The sequence below is a fragment of the Streptomyces sp. V3I8 genome, assembly GCF_030817535.1.
Taxonomy (GTDB): domain Bacteria; phylum Actinomycetota; class Actinomycetes; order Streptomycetales; family Streptomycetaceae; genus Streptomyces.
On sequence record NZ_JAUSZL010000002.1, the window covers coordinates 943279 to 958300 of the forward strand.

General features: G+C 68.8%; 15 protein-coding genes. 6 read left to right on the plus strand and 9 right to left on the minus strand.

The genetic code is table 11. The annotated features are described in order from the left end of the window. Positions 1–4: 4 nt before the first annotated feature. From QFZ75_RS04480 to QFZ75_RS04500, 5 genes are all read right to left on the minus strand, one after another. Positions 5–1330, minus strand: a complete 1326-nt coding sequence (locus tag QFZ75_RS04480) for a DUF3500 domain-containing protein (protein WP_307533989.1) — start codon at positions 1328–1330, stop codon at positions 5–7. 25 nt (positions 1331–1355) lie between these two features. Further along, positions 1356–2402 carry an amidohydrolase family protein gene (locus QFZ75_RS04485; RefSeq protein ID WP_307533990.1) on the minus strand — a complete coding sequence of 349 codons (1047 nt, stop codon included), beginning with the start codon at positions 2400–2402 and terminating at the stop codon, positions 1356–1358. Beyond that, entirely contained in the window at positions 2399–4015 is a 1617-nt protein-coding gene (locus QFZ75_RS04490; protein ID WP_307533992.1) for a sugar ABC transporter ATP-binding protein, read from the minus strand. Before QFZ75_RS04490 ends, QFZ75_RS04485 begins: the two co-directional genes overlap by 4 nt. After that, on the minus strand, positions 4012–5175 hold the full coding sequence (locus QFZ75_RS04495) for a substrate-binding domain-containing protein (RefSeq protein ID WP_307533994.1): 1164 nt from the start codon (positions 5173–5175) through the stop codon (positions 4012–4014). Before QFZ75_RS04495 ends, QFZ75_RS04490 begins: the two co-directional genes overlap by 4 nt. 74 nt (positions 5176–5249) lie before the next feature. Then, positions 5250–6296: an ABC transporter permease gene (locus QFZ75_RS04500; RefSeq protein WP_307533996.1), complete on the minus strand. Its 1047-nt coding sequence runs from the start codon at positions 6294–6296 to the stop codon at positions 5250–5252. 203 nt (positions 6297–6499) lie between these two features. Between QFZ75_RS04500 and QFZ75_RS04505 the strand changes: the two genes are divergently transcribed. The 6 genes from QFZ75_RS04505 (at position 6500) to QFZ75_RS04530 (ending at position 11167) form a co-directional block, all read left to right on the plus strand. Next, positions 6500–6838, plus strand: coding sequence for a hypothetical protein (locus tag QFZ75_RS04505; RefSeq protein ID WP_307533997.1), 339 nt, complete (start codon positions 6500–6502; stop codon positions 6836–6838). 103 nt (positions 6839–6941) lie between these two features. Next, positions 6942–8240 (plus strand): FAD-dependent monooxygenase, encoded by a 1299-nt coding sequence (locus tag QFZ75_RS04510; protein ID WP_307533999.1) that lies wholly within the window; start codon positions 6942–6944, stop codon positions 8238–8240. Then, positions 8237–8707, plus strand: coding sequence for a nuclear transport factor 2 family protein (locus QFZ75_RS04515; RefSeq protein WP_307534001.1), 471 nt, complete (start codon positions 8237–8239; stop codon positions 8705–8707). Before QFZ75_RS04510 ends, QFZ75_RS04515 begins: the two co-directional genes overlap by 4 nt. Beyond that, positions 8704–9555: a fumarylacetoacetate hydrolase family protein gene (locus QFZ75_RS04520; RefSeq protein ID WP_307534003.1), complete on the plus strand. Its 852-nt coding sequence runs from the start codon at positions 8704–8706 to the stop codon at positions 9553–9555. Before QFZ75_RS04515 ends, QFZ75_RS04520 begins: the two co-directional genes overlap by 4 nt. A gap of 6 nt (positions 9556–9561) precedes the next feature. Further along, positions 9562–9948, plus strand: coding sequence for a RidA family protein (locus QFZ75_RS04525; protein ID WP_307534005.1), 387 nt, complete (start codon positions 9562–9564; stop codon positions 9946–9948). 10 nt (positions 9949–9958) lie between these two features. Then, positions 9959–11167 (plus strand): DUF3500 domain-containing protein, encoded by a 1209-nt coding sequence (locus QFZ75_RS04530; protein WP_307534006.1) that lies wholly within the window; start codon positions 9959–9961, stop codon positions 11165–11167. A gap of 215 nt (positions 11168–11382) precedes the next feature. On the opposite strand, the gene QFZ75_RS04535 is transcribed toward QFZ75_RS04530, so the two are convergent. The 4 genes from QFZ75_RS04535 to QFZ75_RS04550 are packed head-to-tail and all read right to left on the minus strand — an operon-like array spanning position 11383 to position 15022. Then, positions 11383–12384 (minus strand): sugar phosphate isomerase/epimerase, encoded by a 1002-nt coding sequence (locus QFZ75_RS04535; protein WP_307534008.1) that lies wholly within the window; start codon positions 12382–12384, stop codon positions 11383–11385. Next, the gene (gene iolE / locus QFZ75_RS04540) at positions 12378–13295 is read right to left on the minus strand and encodes a myo-inosose-2 dehydratase (protein ID WP_307534010.1); all 918 of its coding nucleotides are present in this window, start codon (positions 13293–13295) and stop codon (positions 12378–12380) included. Before iolE ends, QFZ75_RS04535 begins: the two co-directional genes overlap by 7 nt. Beyond that, on the minus strand, positions 13295–13858 hold the full coding sequence (locus QFZ75_RS04545; RefSeq protein ID WP_307534012.1) for a hypothetical protein: 564 nt from the start codon (positions 13856–13858) through the stop codon (positions 13295–13297). Before QFZ75_RS04545 ends, iolE begins: the two co-directional genes overlap by 1 nt. Before the next feature lie 21 nt (positions 13859–13879). Beyond that, the gene (locus QFZ75_RS04550) at positions 13880–15022 is read right to left on the minus strand and encodes a ferritin-like protein (protein ID WP_307534014.1); all 1143 of its coding nucleotides are present in this window, start codon (positions 15020–15022) and stop codon (positions 13880–13882) included.

The window sequence follows — 15022 nt, forward strand, 5'->3', positions numbered from 1 at the left end:
CGGATCACTCGCCCCGCTCGCGCCACCGGGCGATGAGCGCCTTGGCGTAGTCGTTGCCGTTGGGGTGCCGGAGCGTCGTGTGCGCGTGGAACCGCGCGGGCAGTTTGTTGCTCAGCCACACCCCGGCGTGGTCGTCGAACTCGGCGATCAGCACCGGGCCGTGCACCCGGAAGTAGAACGGCTGCGAGCCGTCCGTCGCGCCGTACCAGGAGAACCACGTTTCGTCGGCGTGCGCGTCGTACTCCGCCAGCGCGAGCTCGCGCTGTCCCTCGACCAGCAGGTGCAGGAAGTCGGCGACGACGCGGCGGAGCAGGTCGCGCTGGGCGTCGTCGAGCTCGTCCGCCGGGATCCCCTCGTACGGGATCACCCGGTTGTCACGGAACGCGCCCGCGACGTGCCGCTCGTCGGCGGGATGCAGTCTTCCCTCCGGCATCGCCGGGTCGAGTACGGACGCGAAGACGACGGCCCGGGCGCGCTGAGTGGCCGTGAGAGAACCGGCCAGTTCGAGGGCGAGCCGCTCTCGCGTCACGAAGAGCGGCCCGTGGACGCCGGCCTCGTCGTCCATGAGCGCGGGCTCGCCTCCGAGGAAGACCGGCGCGATGACGTGCCGGCCCCCCACGGAGACGAAGTTGAGGGCCACGTGGTGGCCGAAAAGCTGCCAGCCCCACGGCTCACCCCGCGCGCCCGCCGACGGGTCGCCGAAGACCGAGAACCAGTAGCTGTGCCGGTTCATGACCGTGGGCAGGCCGACCAGTTCGCCGAGGTGGCCGTTGAGCTCCATCGCACCCGAGACCTGGGCGTAGCCGTCGGAGCTCAGCGACGCGCGGAGGATGTCGTGGATCGCCGACGTCTTGTCGTCGGTGAGCACCTCCATCCTCAGTCCCACGCGGTAGACCATGAACTCGGGGTTGCTCCACGCCCGCCACTGCGGTGCGTCGATGTCGTGGCGCACCGCGTCCAGCTCACCGGGAGTGAGCGTCCCGAGGAAGCGAACGGCAGCCTCGCAGGGCCCGCTCCCGGTGTCCGGCGGTGCGGTGCCCGGCAGCGCGTAGAGCCCCTCGCGCACCGCGCCGTCGGAGGTGATCCCGACGAACGGCTCACGGTAGAGGCCGTCCCAGTGGACGAGGAGGTCGCGCAGGAAGGGCGCCCGGTAACGGTTCTGGGCGAACTCCTCGTAGGTCATCCCGCGGACCTCGGTGAGCCCGGGGTCGTCGAGGCCGGGCAGGAAGGTGCGATAACTCTCGTCGGTGAGCTCGACCGCCTCCTCGCGGCCCGTCGTGCGGGAGGTCGTGAAGAAGCCGTCGATGTCCTCATCGGATGTGGCGCTCATCGGTCTCGCTCTGCTCGGGTGCGGGTCAGATCGGGAGGTCGAACATCTTCTTCGCGTTGCCGTGGAGCACGGCCTCGCGATCGGCGTCGCTGATGGCGAGCTCGTTCTTGACGAAGTCGACGCCCTGGCTCATCCAGGAGCGGAAGACGGGGAACGAGGAGCCGAACATGTAGTGGTCGGCGCCGTTGATCTGCAGTGCCGCCTCGACCTGGATCCGGCCCCAGGAGTGCGGGTGGGTGAGGTCGAAGAAGATGTTGTTCTCGAGGTAGTGCTTGATCTTGTCGCCACCGGTCGTCGACAGGCGCTGCATCGCCTCGCCGGCCTTGGGGGCGCGCGGGGTGAGCAGGGAGGTGACCGCGAACCAGTTGCCGCCGAGCATCGTGTGGATGAACCTGAGGTCGGGGAACTCGTCGAACATGCCGCTGAAGAGCTCGCGGCCGACCGCGATGCCCTGGTCCATGATGCGGCCGTACTCGCGGCGGAAGTTCTGGTAGTCGACGACCGACTTCCACTCCACCGGGAGCGGCGTGTGGTGGACGACGACCGGGACCTTCTTGTCGTTGAGCACCTTGAGGTAGGGCTTGAACGCCTCGTCGTCGAGGTAGAGCCGGCCGTAGTGGCAGGCGAGCTGGACGCCCACGGCGCCGTTGCCGAGGCAGCGTTCGAGCTCGTAGATGTTCTCCTTGCCTCCCCACGGCGGGACGCAGGCGGTCGAGAACAGGCGGCCCTCGGACTCGGCGACGATCTTGGCGGCGTTGTCGTTGACCGCCTTGCAGGTCTCCAGGCCGAGCCACTCCTGCCAGACCGGGACCCGCATGATGCCGTAGTCGACGCCGGCGTCGTCCATCGCCTTCAGCTTCGCCTCGGTCGAGTAGTCGCCCTCGACGTAGTTGAGGTTGGGGTAGCCCTTCGGCTTCTCCAGGACCAGTTGCTTCTTGCCGTCCTCCATGGTGATCACGCGGGCGACCTCGCCGAAGCCGCGCGGGGCGCTGTCGAGGAAGCCGTTGAGGATCTTCTCGTTGGTGAAGAGGTCCTCGGGCAGGTGGTGGATGTTGATGTCGACGACGGTCATGACGCTCCTTGCGGGCTGCGCTCGCGCAGCTTGGTACGCGAGCTGTCGGTGTAGATGGTCCGGACGATGTCGTGCGGCGTGAACTCACCCGTGAGCTCACGCCCGACGACACCGTCGTCGAAGACGAGTACGCGATCGCACAGCAGCGCGAGTTCGTTCTCGTCGGAGCTGGCGACGAGAACGGCGCGGCCCTCGCGAGCAGCCCCGCGGACCGCCTCGACGATGGTCCTGCGCGCGCCCACGTCGACGGCCTGGGTGGGCTCGTGGAGCACCAGCAGCGCCGGGTCGGTCGCGAGCCACTTGGCCAGGAGCACCTTCTGCTGGTTGCCCCCGCTCATGTTCCCGAGCACCGCGTGCGGCCACGGGGGTCGCACGTCGAGGCGCTCGATCCAGTCGGCCGCCAGCCGCTTCTCGGCTCCGCTCCGCAGCGGCCGCACCTTGCCGGCGGCGCTCGCGGTGCAGGTCTGCGGGAACGAGATGTTCTCCGTCACGGTCATCCCGCCGACGAGACCGGCAGACTCACGGCCCTCCGGGACGAGCGCGATGCCGCTCCTGATCGCCGAGGCCGGCGACAGGCCCTTGAGCGCGACCTGCCCCGCGGGCAGGGTCACGGTGCCGCCTTTCGCCTTGCCGACGCCGCTGATCAGGTAAGGGACGTCGTCGTGGCCCGACCCGGCGAGGCCCGTGACGCCGACGACCTCACCGGGTCGGATACGCAGGGACAGTTCGCGCACGTTGCGTCCCGTGAGGTGGTCGACCACGACGGGGGCGGCGCCGTTCGCGGCGTCGGCCGCCGTGCGGTGCTCGAGGCCCTCGACCTCGCGCCCGAGCATGAGGTGGGCGAGGTCGGATTTCGTCATCCCCTCGACATCCTGGCCGGCCACGACGATCTCGCCGTCGCGGAGCACGGTGACCCGGTCGGCGGCCTCCACGACCTCCTCCAGACGGTGCGTGATGAGCAGGGCCGAGGTGCCGGTCGCGACGATGCGGTCGAGCAGGGCGTAGAACCGCTCGAGCGACTCACGGCCGAGGGCACGCGTCGACTCGTCGAAGACGATGACTCCGCGGCCGTCCTCGAGGTCCTGCACGGCGCGGGCGATCGCGACGACCGCCTTCTCGTCCTCGTGCAGATCCGCGACCTTGGTGCCGAGCGGAATGCTGCGCGGGCCGAGTCGCTCGAAGACGGCCTGCGTCGCTGCGGCCTCGGCCTTCCAGTCGATCCGGCGAAGGAAGCGCGAGCCCTTGAACCGGCCGAGCCGGGTGTTCTCCAGCACGGTGGCGTCCGGCACCAGGCCGAGGTTCTGGTGCACGACCGCGACCCCCGCGGCACGGGACTCGTCGGGCCTGATCGGGAGCCGCAGGCCGACGCCGTCGACCGTGACACGACTGCCTGCGTCGGGGCGGTGGAGACCGGTGAGGATCTTGGCGAGGGTGGACTTGCCCGACCCGTTCTGCCCGATGAGTGCGTGGATCTCTCCGGGACGCACATCCATGGCGACGTCGCGCAGGACCGTGGCGCTGCCGAAGGTCATCGTGACCCCCTCGACGACGAGCCGGGGGGCCGGCGGGAGACCGGTCCGTCCCGCCGGAGGCCGGTCGTGGAGCCCGCTCACGCGACGCCCCACAGCTTCTTGAAATCGTCGGCGAAGGTGGCCGGGCCGAACCACTCGCCGGAGAGCTCGGCCTCCTCGGTCAGCTTGATGTCGCCGATGTTGTCCTTCGTGAACAGACGGGTCGGGATGTCGTACTGCGGCACCGGCCGGCCGAGGATCAGGCGCAGCGCCGCATCGGTGTCGACCCAGCCCTGAAAGGCCGCGGCCTGGGCGGTGACGGCCGCCAGGGAACCGGACTTGAGGGCCTTCATGCCGCCGAGGGAGGCGGAGCCGGTGACGACCTTGATGTCCGTACGCGACGTCTGCTGGACACCGCCCTGGGTCGGCTGCAGGTACTGCTCGAACTGCGCGTCGACGTAGGTGATGGCCGGGTCCTTGAGCAGCACGGCGCTGGTCGAGGAGGGGATGAGCGCGAAGTTGGAGGACGTGACCTTGTTGATCGTCAGTTTGCAGTCGGGGCAGCTCTTCTTCAGCGCCGCCTTGCCGTCGGCGACGTAGCCGGCGGGCGACGGGCCGTCGGAGCTCTGGTTGACCAGGATGTTGGCCTTGCCCCCGGAGTCCGAGGCGATCCAGTCGAAGAGGCGGATCTGCTGCTCGCTCCCGGGGACCCGCACCCAGGTGAGCGTCTTGGAGGCCGGGTGGGACGGGTCGGGCGCCTGGTTGCTGATGACGACCGGGACGCCGGCCTTCTGCGCGGCGTCGAAGCCGTTGGCCGCCAGCGCGTACGGAATGGCGTCCGCGATGACGGCCGCGGCCTTGGCGTCCGTCGCCTGGCCGATGCAGCCGCCGATGTCGGTCGGCGTCCCCTTGCCGTCGCAGACCTGGAGGCGCAGACCCACGGCCTCGGCCGCTGCGGCCAGGGTCTTCTCGGTGGTGGTGAACTGCGGCGCCTGCTTGGTGATCGGGACGTAGAAGATCGTCTTTCCGGCGACGGAGTCGACGTTGCCGAGCTTCTCCGTCGGGACGGGGTAGGCGTCCAGCGGCTTCATCGCCGTGGCCGATCTGTCGCCGACCGCGGAGGCCGAGCCGTCGGCGCCGGCGGACGCGGTGTCCTGCGAGTCACCGCCGCAGGCCGCGAGGGAACCGGCGAGGAGGGCGATGCCCGCGGCTGCGGCCCAGGTGCGGGCGCGCCGCCGGGTGGTGGGACGTGCGGGTCTCATGGCGAACTCCGTTGTTTGCTGAGAATGTCGCGGTGGCGGGGCGTCGCCGATCCGGGAGAGCGACCGGCAGGTGATCAGTGCGAACGGCCGCGCAGCACGGTCGAGATGGTGACGGCGACGACGAGGACGCCGCCGTAGAAGACGCTCGTGACCCACGAGGTCGCGCCCAGGAGCTGGAGCCCGAGCACGCCGGTCGCCAGGAAGAAGACGGCGATGAGGGTGCCGATCGGATTGAACCGCCCCGGCTGCAGGATCGCCGTGCCGAGGAAGGTCGCCGCGAAGATCGGCAGCAGGTAGCTCTGCGACACGTTGGGGTCGAAGCCGCCGGTGGCCGCGGCGGAGAGCACCCCTCCCACGCCGGCGACGAGGCCCGCGGTCGTGAAGGCCCCGATGCGGACCCGTGTCACGCGCACACCGGCGAGCCGGCTGACCTCACGGCTCTCACCGACGAAGCGCATGGTGCGGCCCAGCGGCGTGAAGTGCAGGACGTAGGCGAATCCGAGCATGAGCGTGAGCCCGTAGAAGAAGCTGACCGGAAGGCCGGCGACCGGCTGGAGCGCGATGTCCTTGAAATCCGTGGGGAGGCCGCTGACCGGCATCAGGTCGGAGACCCACAGCGCGATCCCGAGTAGGAAGGTGCCCATGCCGAGTGTCACCACGATGGTGTTGACGCCGACCTTGACCACCAGCCAGCCGTTCACGGCGCCCACCGTGGTGGACAGGACGAGCGAGGCGAACACCGCCGCCCCCACGCTCCATCCGTGGTTGACGTGGAGGACCGTCAGCATGATGGCGGCGAGCCCGAAGTTGGAGGCGACCGACATGTCGACGAACTCGCCGACGACGATCGTGCAGAGCAGGGCGGCGGTCAGGAAGACGAGCGCCGCCTGGTTCTGACTGCCGAAGATCACCTTGAGGCTGCCCGACGTCATGAATGTGTCGGGACGGAGAACCGCGAAGAGGACCGCGAGCGCGATCCAGACGCCGATGACGGCGAAGCGGGAGGCGAACCGGACCCCGCCGCCGCTGCTGCGCTTCACCGGGGCGGCCGGGGCGGAGGCCGGTGCGGGCGGCGACGTCACGCCGGTGGTCGGCCCGGCGGCCGTGGGCATCTCTGACATGGGATCGGACGCTCCCTGGCTGGTACGTACGGGCTGTGGTGCCGAACACTTCAAAATCGTGTACGAAACCATATACAGAATCGCCCGCAACACAAGACCTACCGTCACCGAAAATCGTGCTTGAAATCGTACATGATCTCGTCTACGGTTTCGGATCACCGTGTGGCGCATGCCATATCCCGTACTCGGAGAGGCAGGGACCCATGGCCCAGGCAGCCGGCCGCGGCGCCGAGTACCGGCACGAGGGGACCCGCATGCGGAGTCCGGTCATGGCGCCTCGGGGCGAACCGGCCGACGCGGTTCGCCCCGGCCGGACATCCGGTGTTTCCGGCCGACGTACGGGGCGGGCGCGTCATCGCCGCCCACGCGGCGCTCGACGCGCAGCCGGAGTTCGCAGGCCGTCACCGGCCCTGCTCGGTCACCGCTTCGGCGGCTCCTCGGCGCTCGAGTACCTCCGCACCGGGGCAGTCGTCGCCGGCGTTGCCGCGGTGCACGCCGGGCTCGACCTGCTCGACGTGCTCGACGTGCTCGACCGGGACTGAAGCACTCCGGGACCGGGCTCCGTGCCGCCGATGATCGGCGCCGACGATTCGCTACGGCCTCCTGATCACCCGCCCATCCCCCTCAAACGACGAGGACAACGAAATGACCACCACCGACCTCGACATCGCAATCGTCGGCGCCGGGCCGGCCGGCCTGCTCACCGCGCTCCGCATGCACCAGAAGGGTGTGCGCCCGGTCGTCTACGAGGTCGTGCCCGAGCTCAAGCCGCTCGGCGTCGGCGTCGACATCAAGACCGTCGGCACGGCCGAGATCGACGACCTCGGCCTGCTGGAGGAGTTCCGTGCGATCTCCGTCGACGCGCAGGACTCGATCTTCTACAACCACTTCGGCCAGGAGATCTACGCCGAGAAGTGCGGCGTGCACATGGGTTACCTGCACGAGCAGCGCTTCGTGCACCGCGGCACCCTCCAGATGCTGTTCCACAAGGTGGCGCTCGAGCGGCTCGGCGCGGGCGCGATCCGCCTCGGCACCGGTGTCACCGGCTACTCGCAGGACGAGACCGGCGTGACGCTCCGCCTCCGGCACGCCGACGGCCGCACGGAGCAGGTGCGCCACGCGGCGGTCGTCGCCGCCGACGGCATCAGGTCCGCCATCCGCAAGCAGATGTTCCCCGAGCTCTCCGAGCCGCACTTCTCCGGCATCACCATGTGGCGCGGCACCACGGTGATGGAACCCTTCCGCAACGGCCACACGATCCTGCACATCGGCGACCCCAACACCGCCTCGATGATCGTCTATCCCATCGCCGACGACTTCGAGGGCAGCGGGAAGACCCTGGTCAACTGGGTCGCCGAGACCAACGGCGAGGAGACCATCGAGGACTGGAACCAGGTCGGCGACATCAGCGAGGTCATCCCGCTCTTCGACACCGTCGAGCTGCCCTTCCTCGACGTCCGGCGGATGATGCGCGAGGCCCGCGAGGTCTACCTCTTCCCCCTGATCCGCCACGACCCGCTCGACAACTGGGTCGACGGCCGGGTCGTGCTGCTCGGCGACGCCGCCCACGCGATGTACCCCCGCGGCGGCAACGGCATCACCCAGGCGATGCTCGACGCCCGTGTCATCGTGGAAAAGCTCGCCGAGACCCCGGACGACCCACGTGCGGCCTTCGTCGCGTACGACGCGGCCCGCCGCGAGGGCGTCAACCGGATCGTGATGAACATGCGCGGCGAGGGCTACGAGGTCGTCCGCCGCATGGTCGCCGAGCGTACCGGGGGCGTCCCCTTCACGGACATCGAGGAGGTTCTGCCGCTCGCGGAGGCCGACGAGATCTTCAGCAGGTACCACGCGCTGGTCGGTTCGCCCCGTCCCGGCTTCGAGGCCGGCGAGGCGACGGGCTACCGCACCGACGACCTCGAGGTGTACGGAGCCAAGGCATGACCGCCGCGCCGGTGGTCCTCGCCGACGAGGCCACGCGCGCAGCGATCCTCGAGGTGGAGGAGAGCCGTCAGCGGGCGCTGCTGGAGGTCGATCTCCACACGCTGGGTGACCTGTACGACGACTCGCTGATCCACACTCACGCGCCCGGCCTGACCCACACGAAGGCCCAGCTCCTGGAGCACATCGCCACCCGCGCGCCCTACAAGGGCGCCGCCCGGGGCGAACTCACCATCCGTGTGATCGGCGACGTCGCGGTCATGACGGGCCGTCTGACCAACCGCCTCGGCAGTCCGGACGGCTCCGAGCGCACGGTCGCCGGCCAGGTGATCCAGGTGCTGCGGCGCTGCGAGGACGGCGCCTGGCGCTTCGTGAGCTTCCAGATGACCCCGGACGGCGAGCACGTCTGGGCCCCCACCGCCGAGGAGAGGACCGGCCTCGACACGATCGCTCAGGAGGAGCAGCAGTGAAGATCGCACGCTTCCACACCGCGGAGGGGCCGACACGGCTGGGCCGTGTCGACGGTGACCGGGTCACCGACATCTCCGATGTCGTCGGGGGCACGTCGCTACGGTCGATCCTGCCCCTGCTGCCCTCGCTGAGGCACGAGATCCTCGCGGCCGGCGGCCTTTCGCACGCGCTGGCCGACGTGGTCCTCGAGGCCCCGATCGACAACCCGCAGAAGTACCTCGGCATCGGCATGAACTACAAGGAGCACGCCGAGGAGGCGCGCGCCGCGGGCATCCCCGTACCGGAGAACCAGCTGTGGTTCAACAAGCAGGTCTCCTGCGTCGCCGGCCCCTACGACGGCATCGTGAAGCCCGGCCTCTCCGACGCCCTCGACTACGAGATCGAGCTCGGCGTGGTGATCGGCCGGCGCTGCAAGCACGTGTCCGTCGAGGACGCCCGCTCGGTCATCGCCGGGTACCTCGTCACCAACGACGTGTCGGTCCGCGACTGGCTGCAGAAGAAGTCGCCGACGTTCACGCTCGGCAAGTCGTTCGACACCCACGGCCCGATCGGCCCGTGGCTGACCACCGACGACGAGATCGCCGACCCGCACGACCTGCGGATGACCCTCAGCGTCAACGGCGAGGTCCGCCAGGACCGGCCCACGAACGACATGGTCCACGACATCTACGAGCAGATCGCCTATCTCTCGCAGGTCTTCACCCTCATGCCCGGCGACCTCCTCGCCACCGGCACGCCCGCGGGTATCGGCGCGACGCAGGGCAGGTTCCTCAAGGTCGGCGACGTCGTCCGCGCGGAGATCGAGGGCCTCGGCCATATCGAGAACCGCGTCGTCGCCGAGGGCTGAGCGGTCATGAGCACCCGTACCAGCATCGATCTGCCGGGGTTCGGCCACGTCAACCCGATCCCGGTCGCCAGCCGGATCGGCCCCTTCGTCGCGACCGGCGCCCTCACCGGTCGCGACCCGGTGACCGGCGAGATGGCGCCCGACGCCGACCAGCAGTTCACCCACGTCTTCGCCCACATCCGCACCCTGATGGCGGAGCTCGGCGGCACAACGGACGACATCCTCAAGATGACGTTCCACCTCGCCGACCCCGACGACCGCGAGGCACTCAACCGTGAGTGGCTGGCGATGTTCCCCGATCCGGCCAACCGCCCCGCCCGGCAGGCGATCGCGGCCCGGCTCGGGCGCGGCGCCGTCGTCCACTGCGACCTGTTCGCGGTGCTCAGCGACTGAGGAAGGAACCATGAAGCACCTGCCCGGCTTCGGCAACTCCCCGTCCGGCCCCGTGACCTACGAGGCACCCGTCACCATCAAGCGGATGCTCTTCGCCACCTGGGCGCTGCTCGACTCGCTGCGCCCCGAGCTCAAGGCCGCGGCGCTCGTGCCCGACGTGGACGCTCCTGGCCGTCTCGACTGGGACTTCATCCCCAAACCCGATCGGGCCGGCATCCCGCTGCACGCGCTCGACCGGCACCAGAAGGTCGTCGCGCACTCCCTACTCAAGGCCGGTCTCAGCATGCGCGGCTACAGCCAGGCGCTCTCCGTGACGGCCACGGAGCACATGCTGCGCGAACTCGAGGCGATCGAACGGGGCTTCGGCGTCCTCGCCGGCGACTTCCGCGACCCCGAGGGCTACTGGTTCAGCTTCTGGGGGCGGCCCGGCTTCGAGGACACGTGGGGCTGGCGGGTCGCCGGCCACCACCTCTCCCTCAACTACACGATCGTCGCGCAGCGGTACCTCGCCGTCACGCCGCTCGCGATGGGCGCGCAGCCCGTCGGCGCCGGTGTGCTGGACGCGCTCGGCGAGAACGAGCGCCGGGCGCTGTCGATCCTGCGCTCGCTGTCCCCGGACGCCCAGGAGCAGGCGGTCATCCACGAGGTCGCGCCCGCCGACTTCGTCACCCGTCAGGTGCCCCGCGTCGGCGCCGAGGAGTGGCCCGACTGGGTCGATCTCGGGATCGTCGGCTACGAGACGACCGACGAGGACCGCGAACGCCTGCGGTTCGTGAAGGCGGATCCGTCCGGTATCGGCGGCGCCGACCTGACCGGTGGTCAGCTCGATGCCGTACGCGACCTCCTCCTCTATTACGTGGAGACCGGTCCCGACGAGTTGTCCCGGCAGTACCGCGAGCAGGTTCTCGCGGCCGACCCGCGCGACATCCGTTTCGCCTGGGCAGGCGGGCCCGAGGCGAACACCGCCCACTACTACCGGATCTCCACGCGTGACCTGCTCGTCGAGGCCGACAACGCGGTCGCCGCGGGCCAGCATGTCCACGCGGTCTGGCGTGACCTCAACAACGACCTCGGTCACGACCTGTTGCTCGACCACTACGCGCGGCACGGCCCGGACGGCCGGCACCTGCGGCGCCGGCTGGTGTCGAACCGGTCGGCCGAGGACGCCCCGCTCGAGACCGGAGGGTGGTACGTCCCGGAGGTCTACGTGAAGCACTGACCGACCCGCGAGGCAGGTCGATCGCCGGGCCGCCGGTCATGGGCCGCCCGGCGATCAGGCACGACCAGGCCGCCGGCATGCGCAAGCACAGCTTCGGCTCGGCGTGCTACGGCCGTCACGTACGCGACAGCAGCGCTGTTCACTATCGCCACCGAAGTGCCTGCGACGATCCTCGGCTCGACGTTCACGGCGCCTTGACCGGCGGGCAGCTCGGATCATGCCGCGTGCAGCGTGGCCAGTTCCGACCGCAGTTCCTTGATCCCGTCCTCGGCGACCTCGTAGGCGCTCGGCACGCCCGGAACCGGCTCGTCCTCCATGGGGATCCAGAACTTCCGCCTCGTCAACCGCAATGAAGTGAGGAACGCCGGGATGGCGTTGAAGACTTCGATGAGCAGCGGTCCGTCGTACACGGGCAGGACGGGCTCCAGGAACGTGCGCCAGGGGATCCAGCTGTCCGCGACCTCGCCGCGATCCGGCGGGGACACCTGCACGTAGTGCAGGCGCCGCTGCTCGGCGGCATCCTGGATGTCGCGGCGGTACGCCTCCGGGCCGCTGCTGCCGAGGACGACGTGGGAGCTGTCCACGCACACGCCGACGTGCGGACCGCGCACGCCGTCGAGGAAGTCGAGCACGTCGCGCACCATGTTCGGGGCTGGTGTCTCCCAGTGGTCGACGGGTTCGACGGCGACCCGGACGCCCTTCTCCGCCGCGTGTTCGCCGAGCCGCTCAAAGACCGGCTGCGCGATTTCGTACCGGGGCCGCAGCCAGTCCTGCAGCGCGTCACTCCACAGCGGTGTGCCGTTGAGGGTGGGAAATACGTTGTAGGGGAACAGGACGGGGCCCGCCATGACGGTGCCGCGCAGGGCCGCTGTGATGTCCACCCGGGACTTGAGGTAGGCCAAGGCCGCCTCGCGTTCCTCGGGGTTCAGCGATGTGGGATCGCAGGCCGGCGTCGTGGCCACGTTGGTGGTCAGACCTACGTCCTCCAAACCGGCTGCGTCGAGAGCCGCCCTGAGCTTTTCGTAGCGAGGCACGTCCGCTTGGGGGTTGCCCGCGCCGTTCGGGAGAACGGGCATGTCGAAGCCCGTGTACCCGATGTCCTGCAGCTCCCTCATGTGCCTGACGACGACCTCGGTGTACCGGGGATCATCCGGGTGCAGGTCGACGGTGAACATGAAGAAGCTGAGATAGATGTCGCGCGCACTGGTCGTTACCATCCCAGGACTCCGGTGAGGTAAGCGCGGGCCATCTTGGCGTACTTCAGCGGGCATGCCGTCGCCGGGTCCTGTTCGGCCTCGACGACCAGCCATCCCTCGTAGCCGGCTTCCCCCAGCGTCGAGAGGATGGGCTCGAAGTCGATCGCGCCTTCCGAGTCTCCGGGCACGGTGAAGACGCCCTGCAGGATTCCCTCCTGGAAGGAGAGGTGGTCGCTCTTCACCTTCTCGGCCACCGGCTGGCGGACGTTCTTGAGGTGGACGTGCTTGATCCGCTGCTTGTGCCTCTTTGCGGTCTCGAGCGGGTTGTCGCCCGCGAGCCGGAGATGCCCGGTGTCGAACAGCAGATGCACGTGGTCCGGGTCGGTGTCCGCCATCAACCTGTCGATGTCCTCGGCCGTCTGCACACCGGTGCCCATGTGATGGTGGTAGCAGAGTCGCATCCCGCTGTCCGCGGCCAGCTTTCCGATTTCGTTGAGCCCGCCGGCGAGGAGACCCCAATCCTTTTCGGTGAAGTGGGGGCGGTGCTTGAAAACAGGGATGGGCTGCAGGTGCGACGACTGCCCGAACTCTGCGACCACGATGTCCTGGCCGCCCACTTTCTTGAGGAACTCCAGCTGCCTCTTGAAATTTTCGACGGTCCGGTCTTTGTCGCCGATGGTGAAGTAGGTGCTCACCCAGGGCTCGGACACCTTCAGGCCGCGCAGGTCGAGCGCCTCCTTCAGTACCGCGGGGTCGGCCGGGTACTTGTGTCCGATGCTGCAGCCCTGGAATCCCGCGAGTGCCATCTCACTCACGCATTGCTCGAACGGGATTCCGATGTCGATCAGCGGAAAGTCGTCGTTCCACCACAGGGTCGGCGTCACGCCGAGAGATACCTTGTCGCGACCCAGGTTCGGGACGGTGCCGGTCATTACGCTTCCTTCTTCTGGTAGTTCTCGAATGTGGGCGCATCGACCCACGACCCGTAGCCCGGTGCCTTCGCGCCGGACGGGTGGGCACCGATCGCCCGCCACAACAGCCCCTCGGTGTAGGCGTCGGGGGAGACGACGAACGGGGGTTCGCGCCTGTCTCCGGCGTGCGCGCGGTTTTCCCCGGCCTGGTGCTGTCCGGACACGGCCTGCCAGGGCCGGCTTTCCTCGGGCTGGCTGTCATCCGGGACGGCGGGCTTCGCACCGCTCCGGCCGGGCGCCGTCCAGGCCGCCACGTCCACCCGCCCCGCCAGTTCCGGGCCGTACCAGACGCCGACGTACCAGAGCTTGATGATGCTTTGCACCACTGGATCGGCGGGGACGGCAGAGGAATCGGAAGAGATCGCATTCCGGATCGCATCCGGCCCTTCTTGATTCATGACCGTTTCGCAGTACGCCTCCGCCTGACCGGTTCCCCACAGGTCGAACTCGCTGAACCCGGTCACAGTGGCAGAGAACTTCACGAATTCGCGCAGATTCTCTTCTGTGGTCGTTCCTTGCGTCACGATGCCTCCTCCTTCGACGGTCTAGAGCTCGAATGTCGGGCCGGCGTTCGCCCCCGGATGCCCGGTGAGCGGGTTGCGGACGAGGCGGTTCATGCTGTCGCGAATGCGGAACATCTCCCAGACCGCCTTGAGCAGCAGGTCGGGCTGACCGTTGTAGGCGAGATTGACACTGGTGAGGAAGGTGGCGTAGGACCGGTTGAACTCCTTGGCCGCCGCCAGGATTTCCGGGTCTCCCGCGAGGTCCGCCAGCTTGATGTCCGGCTTCACCGGATGGACGGCACTCCAGTCGACGTGCAGATCCGGGCCGGAAGGCTCGCCCGGAACATCGCCCTTCTGGTAGTACCGCCCCTTCTCCAGTTGCTGGAACCTGTAGTAATGGGCGATTTCATCCTGGCTGTCGAAGATGCCGCCGTGCAGCCCTTCGCCCTGCTCCGCGACGAGAGTGAGCGCCGCGACTGCGGTGTCCCGCCCCGTCACCTTGATCACATCGCCGCCACCCGAGTAGAAGTACTCGGGGGTCACCTGGCGAGCGGGATCGCCGGTGAAAATCGTCGTCCCTGCCTTACGGGCCCGGTCCTCCAGGTGGTTGATTCCCCGCATGATCTCCTCGTAGAACTCACCGATGCTCAGGAAGCGCTGGGTGGGTTCTCCGGGGACGAGGCCGAGGACGGTGCCGGACTCCTCGAGTTCCGCCAGTTCGTCCGGTGGCGGCGCCGAGCCGCTGGACGTCAGTCCGAGGGCCGCCCAGTCCATCGGTACGAACCTGTCTTCCTCGCTGGCCGCCTGCGCGGGCTTCTCGATCTTCAGGAACGTGTCGAGAGCCTCGCGCGAGAACGGCCGGAGATGCACCTTGAAGTAGTCCGGACCACACGGCAGGCGCGTCGGATAGTTCGGCACGAAGCCGGGCTTGGTGAGGTCAGGCGTCCCGCCCACGGCGTTCATGACGTTCGCGACCAGGGTGAGGTGCAGCATCTCCTCGACGGCCACGACCCTGATGACGTGCCAGGCGTCCGAGTTCTTCCCAGGCTGCAGCGAGTAGAGGGCGGTCAGGTAGGGCGGGAGCGTCGCATGCTCCAACTGGAGCCCCTTGTAGAGGTACTCGTGCAGCTCCTCGATGGTCTGGATCTTGGAGTCCTGGGACGGCTCCGATTCTGAAACGGACAT

Bases quoted from the DNA above. Each gene is read 5' to 3' on its own strand.
- QFZ75_RS04530 (WP_307534006.1), top strand. From the start codon at position 9,959: ATGAAGCACCTGCCCGGCTTCGGCAACTCCCCGTCCGGCCCCGTGACC.
- QFZ75_RS04535 (WP_307534008.1), bottom strand. From the start codon at position 12,384: ATGGTAACGACCAGTGCGCGCGACATCTATCTCAGCTTCTTCATGTTC.
- QFZ75_RS04515 (WP_307534001.1), top strand. From the start codon at position 8,237: ATGACCGCCGCGCCGGTGGTCCTCGCCGACGAGGCCACGCGCGCAGCG.
- iolE (WP_307534010.1), bottom strand. From the start codon at position 13,295: ATGACCGGCACCGTCCCGAACCTGGGTCGCGACAAGGTATCTCTCGGC.
- QFZ75_RS04525 (WP_307534005.1), top strand. From the start codon at position 9,562: ATGAGCACCCGTACCAGCATCGATCTGCCGGGGTTCGGCCACGTCAAC.
- QFZ75_RS04550 (WP_307534014.1), bottom strand. From the start codon at position 15,022: ATGTCCGTTTCAGAATCGGAGCCGTCCCAGGACTCCAAGATCCAGACC.
- QFZ75_RS04495 (WP_307533994.1), bottom strand. From the start codon at position 5,175: ATGAGACCCGCACGTCCCACCACCCGGCGGCGCGCCCGCACCTGGGCC.
- QFZ75_RS04480 (WP_307533989.1), bottom strand. From the start codon at position 1,330: ATGAGCGCCACATCCGATGAGGACATCGACGGCTTCTTCACGACCTCC.
- QFZ75_RS04485 (WP_307533990.1), bottom strand. From the start codon at position 2,402: ATGACCGTCGTCGACATCAACATCCACCACCTGCCCGAGGACCTCTTC.
- QFZ75_RS04510 (WP_307533999.1), top strand. From the start codon at position 6,942: ATGACCACCACCGACCTCGACATCGCAATCGTCGGCGCCGGGCCGGCC.
- QFZ75_RS04500 (WP_307533996.1), bottom strand. From the start codon at position 6,296: ATGTCAGAGATGCCCACGGCCGCCGGGCCGACCACCGGCGTGACGTCG.
- QFZ75_RS04505 (WP_307533997.1), top strand. From the start codon at position 6,500: ATGGCCCAGGCAGCCGGCCGCGGCGCCGAGTACCGGCACGAGGGGACC.